Source organism: Sphingomonas sp. ACRSK, from assembly GCF_022346685.1.
GTDB lineage: Bacteria > Pseudomonadota > Alphaproteobacteria > Sphingomonadales > Sphingomonadaceae > Sphingomonas > Sphingomonas molluscorum.
This window is the reverse complement of the sequence record NZ_JAKRNR010000002.1, coordinates 55,755-72,042: the sequence shown is the minus strand read 5'-3', so window position 1 is coordinate 72,042 and position 16,288 is coordinate 55,755. Positions and strand designations below refer to the sequence as shown.

Annotated in this window: 14 protein-coding genes; 12 read left to right on the top strand and 2 right to left on the bottom strand. The window is 69.8% G+C overall.

Annotated elements, in window-relative coordinates; translation table 11 throughout:
• Positions 1 to 78: 78 nt before the first annotated feature.
• Complete coding sequence (locus MHZ35_RS01590) at positions 79 to 510, bottom strand: response regulator (RefSeq protein ID WP_239434082.1); 432 nt, start codon at positions 508 to 510, stop codon at positions 79 to 81.
• A gap of 123 nt (positions 511 to 633) precedes the next feature.
• Between MHZ35_RS01590 and MHZ35_RS01585 the strand changes: the two genes are divergently transcribed.
• Both MHZ35_RS01585 and rsmD read left to right on the top strand, forming a co-directional pair.
• Complete coding sequence (locus tag MHZ35_RS01585; protein WP_239434081.1) at positions 634 to 2,166, top strand: pseudouridine synthase; 1,533 nt, start codon at positions 634 to 636, stop codon at positions 2,164 to 2,166.
• Positions 2,166 to 2,729: a 16S rRNA (guanine(966)-N(2))-methyltransferase RsmD gene (gene rsmD, locus MHZ35_RS01580; protein ID WP_239434080.1), complete on the top strand. Its 564-nt coding sequence runs from the start codon at positions 2,166 to 2,168 to the stop codon at positions 2,727 to 2,729. The genes MHZ35_RS01585 and rsmD overlap by 1 nt, the downstream gene beginning before the upstream one ends.
• On the opposite strand, the gene MHZ35_RS01575 is transcribed toward rsmD, so the two are convergent.
• Positions 2,683 to 3,972, bottom strand: coding sequence for an MFS transporter (locus MHZ35_RS01575; RefSeq protein ID WP_239434227.1), 1,290 nt, complete (start codon positions 3,970 to 3,972; stop codon positions 2,683 to 2,685). The two genes, rsmD and MHZ35_RS01575, sit on opposite strands and share 47 nt — an antisense overlap.
• A 309-nt stretch (positions 3,973 to 4,281) precedes the next feature.
• Here MHZ35_RS01575 and MHZ35_RS01570 point away from each other — a divergent pair, with 309 nt between their 5' ends.
• The 10 genes from MHZ35_RS01570 to MHZ35_RS01525 all read left to right on the top strand — a co-directional run bounded on the left by MHZ35_RS01570 (position 4,282) and on the right by MHZ35_RS01525 (position 16,213).
• Entirely contained in the window at positions 4,282 to 6,567 is a 2,286-nt protein-coding gene (locus tag MHZ35_RS01570; RefSeq protein WP_239434079.1) for an ATP-dependent helicase, read from the top strand.
• A gap of 142 nt (positions 6,568 to 6,709) precedes the next feature.
• Positions 6,710 to 8,212: a glucan biosynthesis protein gene (locus MHZ35_RS01565; protein ID WP_239434078.1), complete on the top strand. Its 1,503-nt coding sequence runs from the start codon at positions 6,710 to 6,712 to the stop codon at positions 8,210 to 8,212.
• The gene (gene mdoH, locus MHZ35_RS01560; RefSeq protein WP_239434076.1) at positions 8,209 to 10,026 is read left to right on the top strand and encodes a glucans biosynthesis glucosyltransferase MdoH; all 1,818 of its coding nucleotides are present in this window, start codon (positions 8,209 to 8,211) and stop codon (positions 10,024 to 10,026) included. The genes MHZ35_RS01565 and mdoH overlap by 4 nt, the downstream gene beginning before the upstream one ends.
• A gap of 62 nt (positions 10,027 to 10,088) precedes the next feature.
• Positions 10,089 to 10,358 carry a hypothetical protein gene (locus MHZ35_RS01555; protein ID WP_125960109.1) on the top strand — a complete coding sequence of 90 codons (270 nt, stop codon included), beginning with the start codon at positions 10,089 to 10,091 and terminating at the stop codon, positions 10,356 to 10,358.
• Between the two features lie 304 nt (positions 10,359 to 10,662).
• Positions 10,663 to 11,013: a BA14K family protein gene (locus tag MHZ35_RS01550; RefSeq protein ID WP_132881937.1), complete on the top strand. Its 351-nt coding sequence runs from the start codon at positions 10,663 to 10,665 to the stop codon at positions 11,011 to 11,013.
• Positions 11,014 to 11,104: 91 nt separating this feature from the next.
• Positions 11,105 to 11,596: a pyridoxamine 5'-phosphate oxidase family protein gene (locus MHZ35_RS01545; RefSeq protein WP_125960111.1), complete on the top strand. Its 492-nt coding sequence runs from the start codon at positions 11,105 to 11,107 to the stop codon at positions 11,594 to 11,596.
• 67 nt (positions 11,597 to 11,663) lie between these two features.
• Positions 11,664 to 12,521, top strand: a complete 858-nt coding sequence (locus MHZ35_RS01540; protein ID WP_239434074.1) for an alpha/beta fold hydrolase — start codon at positions 11,664 to 11,666, stop codon at positions 12,519 to 12,521.
• A 105-nt stretch (positions 12,522 to 12,626) separates the two neighbouring features.
• The gene (locus tag MHZ35_RS01535) at positions 12,627 to 13,958 is read left to right on the top strand and encodes an MFS transporter (protein WP_239434073.1); all 1,332 of its coding nucleotides are present in this window, start codon (positions 12,627 to 12,629) and stop codon (positions 13,956 to 13,958) included.
• A complete protein-coding gene (gene cysK, locus MHZ35_RS01530) occupies positions 13,955 to 14,875 on the top strand; it encodes a cysteine synthase A (protein ID WP_239434072.1) in 921 nt (306 codons plus the stop codon). Before MHZ35_RS01535 ends, cysK begins: the two co-directional genes overlap by 4 nt.
• 51 nt (positions 14,876 to 14,926) lie before the next feature.
• Positions 14,927 to 16,213, top strand: coding sequence for a cell wall hydrolase (locus MHZ35_RS01525; protein WP_239434071.1), 1,287 nt, complete (start codon positions 14,927 to 14,929; stop codon positions 16,211 to 16,213).
• Positions 16,214 to 16,288 lie beyond the last annotated feature (75 nt).

Below are 16,288 nucleotides of genomic sequence, written 5' to 3'. Positions count from 1 at the left end.
TCCCGCGTGTCTTACGGACAGCAACCAAGCACGCGGGACGTCGGGACTATCGTTCGGTCACCCCTCCGGCAAACATGCTCAAGCGAGCTTCGCGAAGAGGCTGAAGCTGCTCGGCAGCTTGCGCGGGGCCTTGCCGTCCAGCAGCGTTTCCAGCGCCTCGATCGCGGCGAGCAGGTCGCGCTGGGGATAGGGCTTGGCCAGGCAGCCGACCGCGAGCTCGCGTGCGCCCTCCGGGCAGGCACCCGTCACGAACATCACGGGGATGCCGCGCTGCCGGGCCGCGCGCGCCACGTCGATGCCGCTGCCGTCGCTCAGCGACACGTCCACCAGCACCAGGTCGATCGGGGCGTCACTGTTCACCGCGGCGAGGCCCTCGCTCACCAGATCGGTAGTGGCGACGATCTCGAATCCCGAATCCGCCAGAAGATGTTCGGCGTCGAATGCGACCAACGGCTCATCCTCCACCACCAGGATGCGCTGGATCCGCCGCTTCTTCTTGCCAAACAACATCCGCCGCTCGCTTCCCTCTCTACGGGGTCTGCCCTATAGCGTAGAAACACCCGAACCGATCGAACGATCACCGCCGCCGCACGATTTCGTCGCGCAGGCGTAACAGGATAGCATTTCCCCATCGTGTCGACGTCCAAGACCAATGAACCGCAGCGAATCGCAAAGCTGCTCGCCCGCGCCGGGGTTGCCTCGCGCCGCGACGTCGAACGGCTGATCGAGGCGCGCCGCGTCGCGCTCGACGGCGTGCCGATCGAGACGCCGGCGACGCTGCTCACTTCGCTGCGCGGCATCACCGTGGATGGCGAGCCGGTGCAGGCCGCCGCCCCGACCCGGCTGTTCCGCTATCACAAGCCCGCGGGCGTGCTGACCGCCGCTCGCGATCCGCATGGCCGCCAGACGATCTATGACCGCATGCCCGGCGACCTGCCGCGGCTGATGCCGGTCGGGCGGCTTGACCTTAACACTGAGGGGTTGCTGCTGCTGACCACCGACGGCGAGTTGAAGCGGCAGCTGGAACTGCCGGCGACGGGCGTCGAGCGCACCTATCGCGCGCGTGCCTATGGCGACGTGAGCCAGGCGCAGCTCGAAGAGCTGATGCTGGGCGTCGAGATCGAGGGCGTCCGCTATGGCCCGATCAACGCCAACATGGAGCGGCGGACCGGCACCAACGTCTGGATCGAGATGACCCTGACCGAGGGCAAGAACCGCGAAGTGCGGCGCGTGCTCGAGTATCTGGGCCTCCAGGTCTCGCGCCTGATCCGCACCCGCTACGGCCCCTTCTATCTCGAAGACATGCCGATCGCGTCGGTGGACGAGATCCGGCAGCACGACCTGGTCGCATTCCGCAAGACGCTGAAGGACCGGCCGACCAGCAAGCCGGCACCCGAGGGCGCCGATCCGGCGGCGCTGAAGCAGTGGCGCCGCGAACCCTCGCGCGATCGGACCGCGCCGGCACGTCCACGTCCTTCCCCGGCACCCTATGGCGAGCGGGTCGCGCGCGAGGTGCAGCCGCACCCGCAGGCGTTCCGCCGCAGCCGCCCGGCAGACGAAGACACGGGTGATGCGCCGCGCGGGAGTGGCTTTGGCAAGCGCACGGCCGAACGCGGCCCGCGCCGCAAGGACGGTCTTGCCGGCCGTCGCGACGACACCGGCGCACCGCGCAGCCCGCGGGGCCAGCGCGCAGCCGCCTTCGCCGACCGCACCGGCCGCAAGCCGGCCGCCGAGCGGGCGGAGCGCCCTGCCGAGGCGGGACGTGGCGACAAGCCCCGCCGTACGCTGTCGGCAGCCTTTGGTGGCGAACGCCCGGCGCGCGAGGATCGACGTCCGCCGCGTGGCGAACGCCCCGAGCGGACGGAGCGTCCCCAGCGAGGCGAGCGTCCGCAGCGCGGGGACGGGCCGCGCAGCGCATTCGGGAAGCCGCGCTCCGGGGAGTTTGGCGCTGCACCCCGTGGTGAGGGCCGCGGACCGCGCAGCGAAGGTCCGCGCACCCCCCGCCCGGAGGGCTCGAGGCCGCCGCGTGGGGATGGTCCGCGGGGACCGCGCGGAGATGGTCCGCGTGCGCCGCGCGGTGATGCACCGCGTCCGCCGCGGGGGGATGGTCCCGCCCGTCCGCCGCGGGGCGGGCGGCCCGGCGGTCCTCCGAAGGGTCGCCGCTGATGCGCATTATTTCCGGCCAGTGGCGGGGCCGTCCCATCGCCGCGCCCAAGGGTGAAGCGACCCGCCCGACCGCGGATCGCACGCGCGAGGCGCTGTTCTCGATGCTGGCAAGCCGTGTCGGCAGCTTCGAGGGACTGGCGGTCGCGGATCTGTTCGCGGGCTCGGGCGCGCTCGGGCTCGAGGCGCTGTCGCGGGGCGCCGCGTCGTGCCTATTCGTGGAGCAGGACCGGCATGCGCTCGATGCACTGCGCGCCAATGTCGAGAAGCTCGGCGCCAAGGGCGCACAGGTGCGGGCGCAGTCGGTGCTGGCGCTGGGGCCGACCGCCACGCCACTCGACCTGGTGATGATGGATCCGCCCTATGCGAGCGGCGCCGGGTGGGTTGCCGCCGACAAGCTCGCGCGGCTCAACTGGATTGGGCCGGCAACCTGGGTGAGCGTCGAGACCGGGCGCACCGAGGATGTCGATGCGTCTGGCTTCGTCGTCAATGCCGAGCGTGTCTATGGGAAGGCGAAGCTCACTTTGCTGCGGCGCGCGGAACCAGCCACAGACCCGCAAGACTGAACAGCCCGGCGATGGCGAGGTAGAGCCCAACGGGGGTGAGCCCGCCATTCTGCGCCAAGGCCTCTGCCGCCATCGGCGTCACCGCGCCGCCGATCACCCCGCCGACGTTGAACGCCATCGACGCACCGGTGTAGCGCACGCGCGGCGGGAACAGGCCCGGCAGCCAGGCGCCGAGCGGTCCATAGACGAAGCCCATCGCGAACAACGCGATGGCCAGCCAGGCGGTGACGGCTGCGATCGTGCCGCCGCCCATCAGCGGCTGCATGAGCAGGCCGGCGACGATCACGCCCCCACAGCCGAAGGCGAGCACCCGGCCGGTGGTGCTGCGATCCGCCCACCAGCCGGCGAGCGCGATGCCGGCGGCCATGAACAGGATCGCGAACAGCTGCATCGACAGGAAGGTGTCGCGCGAGAAGCCGAGGCGCGTGGTGCCGTGGCCAAGCGCGAAGGCGGTGGCGATGTAGTAGAGTGCGAAGCAGGCGACCGCGCCGAACGTGCCGGCGAGCGTGCCGCGAAGATGGCTGCGGAAGAGTTCGGCGAGCGGCACGGTTGCGGGCGCTTCGTGTTCCAGGGCGGCGCGGAACTCGGCGGTCTCGGTGAGCTTGAGGCGGACCCACAGGCCGAGGCCGACCAGGAGCGCGCTGGCGAGGAACGGCAGGCGCCAGCCCCAGCTGCGGAAGGCCGCCTCGTCCAGGCCGAGCCCGAGCAGCAGGAACAGGCCATTGGCGGCGAGGAAGCCAACCGGTGCGCCCAGCTGCGGCACCGATCCGAAGCGGCCGGCCCAGCCCTTGGGCGCATTCTCCACCGCGAGCAGCGCCGCCCCGCCCCACTCGCCGCCAAGGCCCAGCCCCTGGGCGAAGCGCAGCACGCACAGCAGGAACGGGGCGAGCAGACCGACCTGGCCGTAGGTGGGCAGGAACGCGATCGCGAGCGTCGAGCCGCCCATCAGCATCAGCGAGGCGACCAGCGTCGACTTGCGCCCCATGCGGTCGCCAAAGTGGCCGAACAGCGCCGCGCCGAGCGGGCGGGCGAGGAACGCGAGGCCGAGGCTGGCGTAGCTCAGCATCAGCCGCGCCGACTCCGACTCGGCCGGGAAGAACAGCGTCGGGAACACCAGCGCCGCGGCGGTCGCGTAGATGTAGAAGTCGTAGAATTCGACCGAGGTGCCGACGAGGCTCGCGAGCAGGATGCGGCGGCTGGAGGGGCCATTCTCAGCGGGCAGAACGGCGGCCGGGATCGGCATGGCGGCGGAGGGTGGGGCAGTCATGCGCGCTGGTTGGCCGGGCGATTACGTGAGGTCAACCTAGCTGCGCATCTTTATTGCTGATGCTGATGGCGCAACGCAGCATCATTACGTGCCCGATCTCGTGCTCCTGCGAAGGCAGGAGCCCAGGGTTCCGAGCGTGACAGGTCGTTGTTCTGCTTGGCCCTGGATCCCTGCTTTCGCAGGGATACGGCAGCTGCCGGGGCGGCTATTGCCTCAACCTCCAGCGCGAGGAATGCCATGGTTCAAGCCTTGCCCCGGCAGGCTTCGTTCCCTAGCTGTTCGCGCATGACCGTGCCGCAGACCACCCCCTCGCCCCAGGACCCGCCGTATCTGCGGGGCCTCAACGAACCGCAGCGCGAGGCGGTGCTGACGAGCGAGGGTCCGGTGCTGGTGCTGGCCGGCGCGGGCACGGGCAAGACCGCGGCGCTGACGGCGCGGCTGGCGCACCTGCTCTATACGCGCAAGGCATGGCCGTCGGAGATCCTGTCGGTCACCTTCACCAACAAGGCGGCGCGCGAGATGCGCGAGCGCGTCGGGCGGCTGGTCGGCGACGCGGTGGAGGGCATGCCGTGGCTCGGCACGTTCCATGCGATCGGTGCGAAGATGCTGCGCCGGCATGCCGAGCTGGTGGGTCTGCAGTCGAACTTCACCATCCTCGACACCGACGACCAGCTGCGGCTGATGAAGCAGCTGATCGTGGCGGCGAACCTGGACGAGAAGCGGTTTCCCGCGCGCCAGCTCGCCGGCGTGATCGACAGCTGGAAGAACAAGGGGATGACCCCTGCCGACGTCGACGCGGGCGAGAGCGAGCGCTTCGCCAACGGTCGCGGCGGCGAGCTGTACCAGCAGTATCAGGATCGCCTCAAGGCGGTGAACGCCTGCGACTTCGGCGACCTGCTGCTGCACGTGCTGACCATCCTGCGCACCCATCGCGACGTGCTGGAACACTATCAGCAGCGCTTCCGCTACATCATGGTGGACGAGTATCAGGACACCAACTCGGTCCAGTATCTGTGGCTGCGGCTGCTGGCGCAGGAGCGGAAGAATATCTGCTGCGTGGGCGACGACGACCAGTCGATCTATTCCTGGCGCGGCGCGCAGGTGGAGAACATCCTGCGCTTCGAGCGCGACTTCCCCGGCGCCAAGGTGATCCGGCTGGAGCAGAACTACCGCTCCACCCCGCACATCCTGGGTGCGGCCGGCGGCGTGATCGCCAACAACAGCGGCCGGCTGGGCAAGCAGCTGTGGACCGAGCTCGACGCGGGCGAGAAGGTGCGCGTGATCGGCGTCTGGGATGGCCCCGAGGAGGCGCGGCGCGTCGGCGAGGAGATGGAGGCGTGCCGCCGCGCGGGCAAGTCCTATGACGAGATGGCGATCCTGGTGCGCGCGCAGCACCAGACCCGCGAGTTCGAGGACCGGTTCATCGCCATCGGCCTTCCCTATCGCATCGTCGGCGGCCAGCGCTTCTACGAGCGGATGGAGATCCGCGACGCCATCGCCTACCTGCGCGTCGTCAATCAGCCCGCCGACGACCTGGCGTTCGAGCGCATCGTCAACGTGCCCAAGCGGGGCCTCGGCGACAAGGCGGTGGCGACCGTGCACCGCTATGCGCGCGCGACCGGCAGCCCGCTGATGACGGCAGCGGCGCGCATCCTCGACACCGACGAGTTGACCGGGGCGGCGCGCAAGTCGCTCGGCCGGCTGGTCGGCGACATCGCCCGCTGGCGCGACATGGCGCGCGACCTGCCCCATCCGGAACTCGCCCGCCAACTGCTCGACGAGAGCGGCTATACGGCGATGTGGCAGGCGGAGAAGTCGGCCGAGGCCGCCGGGCGCCTGGAGAACCTCAACGAGCTCGTCCGCGCGATGGAGGAATACGACAGCCTGGGCGCGTTCCTGGAGCATGTCAGCCTGGTGATGGACAATGAAGGCGCCACCCAGGAGCCGCAGGTCACCATCATGACGATCCACGCCGCCAAGGGGCTGGAGTTCGACACGGTGTTCCTGGCCGGCTGGGAGGAAGGACTGTTCCCCTCGCAGCGCTCGCTGGACGAGGGCGGGCTCGCCAGCCTGGAGGAGGAACGCCGCCTCGCCTATGTCGCGATCACGCGCGCGCGCCGGCTGGCGGTGATCCTGCATGCGGCCAACCGCCGCATCTATGGCCAGTGGACCTCGTCGCTCCCCAGCCGCTTCATCGGTGAGCTGCCGGCCGAGCACATCGATGCGGAAACCACCATGGCGGGCGGCGAGAGCCTGTGGCGCGCCAACTGGTCCGAGCGTGCCGATCCCTTTGCCGACGTCAGCCGCGGCACCGGGCGCGGGCCGGGCTGGCAGCGGGCGGCGAGCAGCGGCTCCACCTTCACCCGCGATGCGCCGCGCGTGATCGAGAGCCGCGCAAGTGCCGTCAGCCTGGGCAACAAGGGCCGCAGCGACGTGAGTGTGGGCCTGCGCGTATTCCACCAGAAGTTCGGATACGGCACGATCGCGGCGATCGAGGGCAACAAGCTGGAGATCGATTTCGAAACCGGCGGGCGCAAGCGCGTGCTCGATAGCTTCGTGACGATCGGCTGAGCGGACCCGGCCGCGCGGCGGTGCCGTCGCTCCGCTTCTCTGCACGGCCGGCCGCGTTGGGGATTTGAACCGAAAGGCGTGCCCTTGCGTTCAGGCATCTGTTGCGCTGCAACAAATTGCCCGATCACGGCTTGGAGCCCGCATGCGATACCCGACCCGACGTGAGATCGTCGCCACTGCCGGCCTGGCAGCTCTTTTCGGCGGCCCGTTTGCCGCCATGGCACGGAAGACGCAGAGCCCGGCCCAGCCCTTTTCCTGGGAGGCGTTGCAGGAGCGTGCGGCTACCCTCGCGCGCCAGCCCTATCGCGCGCCCGAGCGCGTCGCGGCGGCCGCGGCGATCGACTATGACGCGGTGGGTTCGATCCGCTACCGGCCGGAAGAGACGTTGGCGGGCGGCATCCGCCTGTTCCCGCTCGGCCGCTATGCGCCGACCCCGGTCAAGATCAACATCGTCGAGAACGGCCAGGCGCACGCCGTCCCCTTCTCACGCGACCTGTTCCAGGCGGTGTCGGGCCACGCGCCGCCGCTCGGCATCGCCGGCTTCCGCGCCATGGTGCCCGGCAAGGAGAGCGACTGGATGGCATTCCAGGGCGCTTCTTACTTCCGCACGGCCGGGTCGCAGGACCAATATGGCTTGTCGGCACGCGGGATCGCGATCAACACCGGCATTTCGGGGCGCGAGGAATTCCCCGACTTCACCGAGTTCTGGATCGAGCGCACTGGTGCGGACGCCTATACCGTCTATGCGCTGATGGACGGCGCCAGCGTGACCGGCGCCTATCGCATCGCCAGCCGCCACCAGAATGGCGTGCAGCAGGACGTGTCGGCGGTGCTGCACCTGCGCCGCGACGTCGAACGGCTGGGCATCGCGCCCGCCACCAGCATGTTCTGGTATGGCGAGGGCAACCGCGGCGCGGCCGTCGACTGGCGCCCGGAGATCCACGACTCCGATGGCCTCGCACTGCTGACCGGACGCGGCGAGCGTATCTGGCGCCCGCTCGTCAATCCGCCGCACGAGACGCTCGACAGCTTCGCCGACGAAAACCCGCGCGGCTTCGGGCTGCTCCAGCGCGACCGCAACTTCGACCATTATCAGGACGATGGCGCCTTCTACGACCGCCGGCCGAACCTCTGGGTCGAGCCGCGCGGGCAATGGGGCCGCGGCAACGTGGTGCTGTTCGCCTTCCCGACCGCGGCCGAGACGGTCGACAACATCGTCTCCTTCTGGGTGCCGGCAGAGGCGCCCAAGGCTGGCCAGCGATTGCAGTTCGACTATGGCCTGCGCTGGGGATCGGACGATCCGACACTATCCCAGGCGACCGCGCATGTGGTCGACAGCTGGACCGGCGTCGCCGGTCGGCCCGGAGACGCACCGACCAAGGGCGCGCGCAAGCTGGTCGTGGACTTTGAGGGCGCCGGCCTTGCCGGTCTCGACCGGTCGAGCGGGGTCTCGCCCGCGATCGACGTCGCGCGCGGCAAGCTGATCGCCAGCGCCGCTTATCCCGTGGTCGGGCAGAAGAACCGCTGGCGGATCACCGCCGACATCGCGCCCGAGGGCAGTGGTCCGGCCGACGTGCGGCTGTTCCTGAAGCGGGGCGACCGTGCGCTCAGCGAAACGCTGTTGTTTCCGGTGTTCAACGGGTGAAGCAGCCGGCTCGCCTCCCGGCAGAGGCCCCCATCGACATGCCGGTCCAGCAGTTCGACGGGCCGCCGCCCCCGCGCCGGATTCCCGAACCCTGGTCGGGTCCCAGCGAGGACGGCGGCGACCTGCTTGCCAGGCGCGTGCTGCTGGTGCTGCTCACCGCAATGCTGGCGACCGCCGCCTCGACCGCGCTCAAGGAGTCGCTGGTCGCGGATGGCTGGAGCGTCACCGACGCGCTGCTGCTGGTGATCTTCTTCCCGCTGTTCGCGCTGATCTCCTTCGGCTTCATCAATGCGTCGATCGGGTTCCTGCTGCTGATCACCGGCCTGCGTCCCGGCTTCATGCCGACGCCGCGCTGGTCGACGCCGCTGAAGGGCCGCACCGCCATCCTGATGCCGGTCCACAACGAGGACGTGGCGGCGGTCTATGGGCGCATCGCCCAGATGGCCGAGGCGATCGCCCAGGGCGGCATGGCCAAGCACTTCGACTTCTTCATCCTGAGCGATTCCGCCCCCGAAGCGGAGGCGGAGGAAGTCGCGGCATGGCGGGCGCTGGCGCAGCAGCTCGACTGCGCGCTCTACTATCGCCGGCGGACACAGAACGTCGGGCGTAAGCCGGGCAACGTCGCCGAGTGGATCCGGCGGTTCGGCGGCGCCTACGACTATATGCTGATGCTCGACGCCGACAGCCTGATGGGCGGCGACACGATCATCGGCATGGCGCAGGTACTCGACCGGCGGCCGGCGGTGGCGCTGCTTCAGACGGTGCCGATGGTGATCGGCGCGACCACGCTGTTCCAGCGCTGGATGCAGTTCGCGAGTCATCTCTACGGCCCGATCTCGACCGCCGGGCTGGTGTGGTGGTCCGGATCGGAGGCGACCTTCTGGGGCCACAATGCGCTGATCCGTATCGAGGCGTTCGCCGCCTGCTGCGGCCTGCCCGAGCTTCCCGGCGGACCGCCGTTCGGCGGCACCATCATGAGCCACGACATGGTGGAGGCAGCGCTGCTGCGGCGGCGCGGCTGGCGCGTCCACATGGTGCTGACGGATGCGACCTTCGAGGAATATCCGCCGACGCTGATCGATGCCGCCGTCCGCGACCGGCGCTGGGCGCAGGGCAACATCCAGCACCTGCGGCTGCTTGGCGCCTCCGGGTTTCACTGGATCAACCGGTTGCAGCTGTTGCTGGGGGCATCCGCCTATCTCGCCTCGCCGCTCTGGCTGCTCTTGATCCTGACCAGCATCGTCCAGGCGCTGGTGGGCGAGCCGAGCCTGATGAACCGGGGCACCTCGGCTGTGGTGCTGGCGGTGACGCTGCTGCTGCTGTTCGGACCCAAGCTGCTGAGCGTGATCTGGGCGACGGCTGACCGCGAGCGGCGCGAGGCGCTGGGCGGATGGCGGACGATCGGCCGGTCGGTGCTGCTGGACGTGCCGCTCTCGATGCTGGTCGCCCCGGCGATCGCGCTGACGCAGACGATCGACCTGGTCGGCATCGCCGCGGGCAAGCGGTCCGCCTGGGACCCGCAGAGCCGGCAGCGCGACGGCCTCGCCATGCGCGACATCCTGCCGCGCTATCGCTGGCACCTGGGGTTCGGGATGGTGCTGCTGCTCCTGTCGCCACTGATGCCGGTGACGGCGCTGTGGCTGCTGCCCGTCACGATCGGGCTGCTGCTCTCGCCGCTTGCGGTTCAATGGACCGCGAGCGCGCGCGCGGGTGCCTGGGCTGCACGGCACGCGATCTTCGAGCCGCGCTATGGGCAGCTGAGGACGGCGCCGCTTCCCGAACAGCGCGTGGGGCCCTCGCCGACCCCGGTCTGACGTCGCCGGTGCACCGTTTTCCGGCCCTGGCGCGTTGCGGCTCCATCAAGAGGAGGTGAGCCATGGAAATCATCCGATTGCCGAGCGGCGAGGTGGCGCCGGGCGATGTCGACTGCATCAGCATCGTCGCGCTTTCGGACGGCCGGTATGACCTGTCGGGCGCGGCGCTGGTCGCCTGCGGCGACGGGGACGAGGTGCAGTCGGTGGCGCTGATCGGCCTGCCGCCGTTCGAGACGCGCGAGGCCGCCGAGGACGCAGGGCTCGCCTGGGCGGCGGAGCAGTGCGTCGAGCGCATCTATGTGACGGACGTGGAGTTCTGCGTGCAGCCCTAGCCGCGGCGGGCGCCGCTTGCCCCGAGGGCCAAGCGGTGCCCGGTGCTTAGCGGAAGAACAGGAAGTAGAGGATCAGCACCACCGGGAGCGGCACGCCCAGCACCCACAGCAAACAGCCTCGCTTCATCGTTCGATCCTTTTTCGTTACGGCCAAACAACGTGGGCTTACCGGTTTAGTTTCCGGGCCGCCGAGATGCCTGTCAGACGCGCCCGCCGCTCTTGCTCATCTGCGGGAAACATTCCTCCGGCTAGGGGTTCTGCCCCCGCCGCCAGTGTATCGGCGGACCGAAGGAGTAAGAAGTCCATGCAGAAGTTGCTCGCAGGCGCGCTTGGCGCCGTCCTGGTCATGATCGCCCCCGCTGCCTCCGCACAGGCGCGACACGATCCCGCACCCCACGCGCAGGGCCAGCACCAGCAGAGCCGCACGACCGTTCGGACGGTCACCCGCACGACCACGACCACGCGCGGCAACAGCTATGGCAATTGGAACAACGGCTGGGGTGCGCGCCCCGGTGCGCCGACCGCCGCCTATCGCGGCCGCCAGAACGACTGGTACCGCCACGTCCGCGCCTGCCAGCAGCGCTTCCGCAGCTACAACAGCCGCACCGACAGCTACACGGTGCGCCGTGGCGTGACCCGCCGCTGCACGCTCTGACCCATGCCGGAGCCGGGACGCGCGTCCCGGCTCCCCACCGGAACCACCTTGGCTTTCCGCCCGTTGGCGCGGCGAACTGCAGGAGAGCCGCATGCCGACGCCCCAGGAAATCCAGACCCGCTTCTGGAAGGCGCTGAAATCCGATCGCACGCTGATGCTGGGGATCGACGGCGTCGGCGACGGCCATGCCCAGCCCATGACGGGCCAGACGCTGGACGGCGCGGAGCACGGGCCGATCTGGTTCTTCACCACCAAGGACAACACGCTGGTGAAGGAAATGCGCGAGGGCACCCGCGCCACCGCCCACTTCGCCTCCAAGAACCACGAGGTGTTCGCGAGCATCCACGGCAACCTGGTCGTGGAGCAGGATCGCGCCATGATCGACCGGCTGTGGAACCGGTTCGCCGCCGCCTGGTACGAGGGCGGCAAGGATGATCCCAAGCTGGAGTTGATCCGGCTCGATGCCGAGCACGCGAAGATCTGGCTGGACGAATCGAGCCTGTTCGCGGGCATCAAGATCCTGCTGGGGGTCGACCCCAAGGCCGATTACGCCGACAAGGTCGCCGACGTCACCCTCGGCTGACCGCCGCCCCCTCCCCGCCGGCATCCCTTCGCCGGCCGCCCTGCTCCCCCCGCACAAGGAGTTGCCGATGCCGACTGTCGAGACCCGCGACGGTACCAAGCTGTATGTGAAGGACTGGGGCAGCGGGCCCGCGGTCGTGCTGATCCACGGCTGGCCTTTGTCCTCGGACAGCTGGGACCCGCAGGCATTCGCGCTCGCCAACGCCGGCTATCGCGTGATCGCTTATGATCGTCGCGGCTTCGGCCGGTCGGAACAGCCGTGGTCCGGCTATGACTATGACACGCTGTCGGACGACCTAGCCGACGTGATGGAGGCGTGCGGCGTCACCTCGGGCGCGACGCTGGTCGGCTTCTCGATGGGCGGCGGCGAGGTCGCGCGCTACCTGTCGCGCCATGGCGGCAAGGGGGTCGCGAAAGCGGTGCTGGTCGGGTCCGTCGTGCCCTACATGCTCCAGACCGACGACAATCCGCACGGCGTGCCGCGCGCGCAGCTGGAGGACATCACCCGGCAGATCGAGGCGGACCGGCCGAAGTTCATGGCGAACTTCCTGGACCAGTTCTTCGGCGTCGGCTTCATCACCAGCCCGGTGAGCGAGGAGCGGCTGCACTGGGCGTGGAACCTCACGCAGCAGGCGGGGCTTAAGCCCACGCTCGCCTGTGCCGAGGCGTTCGCCTTCACGGACTTCCGCCCCGACCTCGCCGCGTTCACCGTGCCGACGCTCGTGATCCACGGCACATCGGACGACACGGTGCCGATCGACGCCACCGGCCGGGCGGCCGCCGCGGCGATCCCCGGCGCCACGCTGATCGAATATGACGACGCCCCCCACGGCCTGTTCGCGACCGATCAGGACCGGCTAACCGACGACCTGCTCGCGTTCCTTGGCGATCCGGTGGCGGCGACCCACGGCGGCACCATCGTCTGATCCCCGGCGCGCGGCGGCATGCCGCCGCGCGCCCCGCCCGTGGCATCCCAGGCAGCCTGCAAAGCGTGATTGCCGATGGCGCCGCCCCCGCATAGAGCCCTGAACATGGCCGCCGTCCAGCACCCGTTCGCAATCCACAATTTCCGCGCCTATTTCCTGGCCCGGCTGTCCACCACCCTCGCCCAGATGTCGATGGTGATCGTCATCGGCTGGCAGGTCTATGACCTCGCCCGACGGACGATGGACGTGAAGGAAGCCGCCTTCTACCTCGGGCTGATCGGCATCGCGCAGTTCCTGCCGCTGCTCGTCCTCTCGCTGGTCGCCGGCTGGGTCGCCGATCGCGTCGACCGCCGCTGGATCGCGCGCGGTTCGGTCGCGATCGAGGCGGGATGCGCGATCACCCTCGCGGTCGCGAGCTACCATGAGCATGTGACGCTGGAGCTGCTGTTCTTCGTGGCGGCGCTGCTGGGCGTGGCGCGCGCCTTTGCGGGGCCTTCGCTCCAGGCGCTCGCCCCCAATTTGGTGCCCAAGGCGATCCTGCCGACCGCGATCGCGATGAGCTCGGTCTCGTGGCAGGCCGGCACGGTGCTGGGGCCGACGATGGGCGGCTATCTCTATGCCGCGAGCCACTGGCTCCCCTATGCCGTGTCCGGGGCGCTGTTCACCTTCTCCTTCCTGATGCTGTCGCTGATCGGGCGGGTGCCGCACAATTCGGTGCGCGGGACCGCCAATCCCTTCCGCCAGATGCTGGAGGGCCTGTCCTATGTGCGCCAGAACCGCCTGGTGCTGGGGGCGATCTCGCTCGACCTATTCGCGGTGCTGCTGGGCGGCGCGACGGCCATGCTGCCCGTCTATGCGCGCGACATCCTGAAGGTGGGCGCCGATGGCCTCGGCCACCTGCGCGCGGCGCCCGCGGTCGGCGCGATCGCGGTGGCGCTGTGGTTCTCGTGGCGGCCGCTCCGGACCAATGTCGGCGTGAAGATGCTGGCGGCGGTGGCGGTGTTCGGCGGGGCGACGGTGGCCTTCGGCCTCAGCGCCCCGGCGCTGCTGCCGCTGCTCGGAAAGTCGGCGGTGGGGCATGACAGCGCACCGGCGGTGCTGCTGGCGCTGACGGCGCTGTTCGTGCTGGGCGCCGCCGACATGGTGTCGGTCTATGTGCGCCAGTCGCTGATTCAGCTCTACACCCCCGACGACATGCGCGGCCGGGTGGGCGCGGTGTCGACGCTGTTCATCTCCGGCTCGAACGAACTGGGCGAGGCGGAGTCGGGCTTCCTGGCGGCAGCGATCGGCCCCGTGGCCGCGGTTGTGGCAGGCGGCATCGGTGCGATATTGGTGACGGCACTGTGGGCACGCATCTTTCCGGAGCTTCGCCGGGCGCGCACGTTCGAGGCGCCCGCGACGCTGGAATTCACACCCGTCAAGGAGAAGGCAGAATGAAGGCCAACACCATCCTGGAGACGATCGGCAAGACGCCGCACATCCGCATCCAGCGGCTGTTCGGAGACGCCGAGGTGTGGATCAAGTCCGAGCGCTCCAACCCCGGCGGCTCGATCAAGGACCGCATTGCGCTCGCCATGATCGAGGCGGCCGAGGCTTCGGGCGACCTGCAGCCCGGCGGCACGATCATCGAGCCGACCAGCGGCAACACCGGCGTCGGCCTGGCGATGGTCGCGGCGGTCAAGGGCTACAAGCTGGTCCTGGTGATGCCGGAGAGCATGTCGATCGAGCGCCGCCGGCTGATGCTGGCCTATGGCGCGAGCTTCGACCTCACCCCGCGCGAAAAGGGCATGAAGGGCGCGATCGAGCGGGCGCAGGAGCTGGCCGAGCGCACGCCGGGCGCCTGGATCCCGCAGCAGTTCGAAAACCCCGCCAACGTCGACGTGCATGTCCGCACCACCGCACAGGAGATCCTGGAGGACTTCGCCGACACGCCGATCGACGTGCTGATCACCGGCGTCGGCACCGGCGGGCACATCACCGGCGTTGCCGAGACGCTCAAGAAGCAGTGGCCGCAGCTGAAGGTCTATGCGGTGGAGCCCGAGCTTTCGCCGGTGATCTCCGGCGGGCAGCCGGGGCCGCACCCGATCCAGGGCATCGGCGCAGGCTTCATCCCGGCCAACCTCCACACCCAGGCGATCGACGGCGTGATCAAGGTGGACGCAGCCGTCGCCAAGGACATGGCGCGCCGTTCGGCAGCCGAGGAAGGCATGCTGGTCGGCATCTCGTCCGGTGCGACGCTCGCGGCGATCCTGCAGAAGCTGCCCGACCTGCCCGACGGCGCACGGGTGCTGGGCTTCAACTACGACACGGGCGAGCGCTACCTGTCGGTTCCGGACTTCCTCCCGGAAAGCTGAGCGATCCACATGCTGGTGTCCCGCGGCGCGCGTGCGCCTGATTCCTCAGGCGTGCGCGCACCGCTGGGCACGGGCTCGCGCGTGCTCGACGGAGTGCTGGCGGCGGTAGCGCTGGCGGCGGTGCTGGTGCCTGCATGGGCAGTGACGCACGCGCCGCCGATGCCGCCCCAGGCCAGCCGCGCGATGCGGCATGCGGCACCGCGTCGCGTGCTGCCCCCGGCCGAACTGCCGGCCGTGGAGCCGATCGAATTTCAGGACATGACGGCGGACGAGGCGCGAGCCTTCAACGCCGGCATCCCGTTCCATGCCGGCCTCAACCCGGCTGCCCGCCCCTTCCGCTTCGGCGGTGCGGACGAGGACCGGGCGCGGGCGAGCGACTGCCTCTCGGCGGCCGTGCTCTATGAAGCGGGCGACGATCCGGAGGGGCAGAAGGCCGTGGCCCAGGTGGTGCTGAACCGCGTCCGCCACCCGGCTTTCCCGAAGACGGTGTGCGGGGTGGTGTTCCAAGGCTCGGAGCGGACCACCGGCTGCCAGTTCACCTTCACCTGCGACGGGGCGCTGGCGCGCTGGTATTCCGAGCCGTTCTGGGAGCGCGCGCGCAAGGTCGCGGACGCGGCGCTGGCGGGCGCGGTCTACAGGCCGGTCGGCCATGCCACCCATTACCACACCGACTGGGTGGTGCCGTACTGGAGCTCCAGCCTCGACAAGATCGTGGCGGTGCACACGCATCTGTTCTTCCGCTGGACCGGCTGGTGGGGAACCCCGCCCGCGTTCCGCTTCGCCGCCACCGGCAGCGAGCCGCGCGTAGCCCAGCTTGCGGCGCACTTCGACGCGCACAAGCTGCCGGAGGTGCTGGCGGCCGAGACGCAGGCGCTGGCGATGCAAAAGGCGATGGCGCTGCCGGCTTCGGCGCTGAAGCCATCGGCGGACGAACCCAACACCTTCCTGATCCAGGTCGACGCCAAGGATGCGGCGAGCTTCCCGATCCTGGCGGATCGTGCCTGCGGCGAGCGCCCCTATTGCAAGTTCATGGGCTGGACCGACCCACGCCAGCTGCCGGCGAGTGCCAAGGGCACGCTGTCGCCCCAGCAGCTGACGTCGATGTCGTTCAGCTACCTGCGCGACCGGCCGCGCAACCTGGAACGCGCGCTGTGGAACTGCGCGGACTTTCCCCAGCCCAAGCCGCAGTGCATGCGCCGCGCGCCACAGCCGATCGCCTCCCCCGCGCCGGGCGTGGCAGGGGAGGAAGGTCCCGCAGGGCTGAGCGGCGTGAGACGCAAGGCTGCCGCGCAGCCGGCGACGGCGCTTGCGGCACCGGAGGCGGGGGTCGCATCGTAGGGCCGCGAGGGGGCCAAGCGGGCACTACACTTAGGCGGTGGGATGGACGCCGGCCATGAATGGAATGGCAAGGAT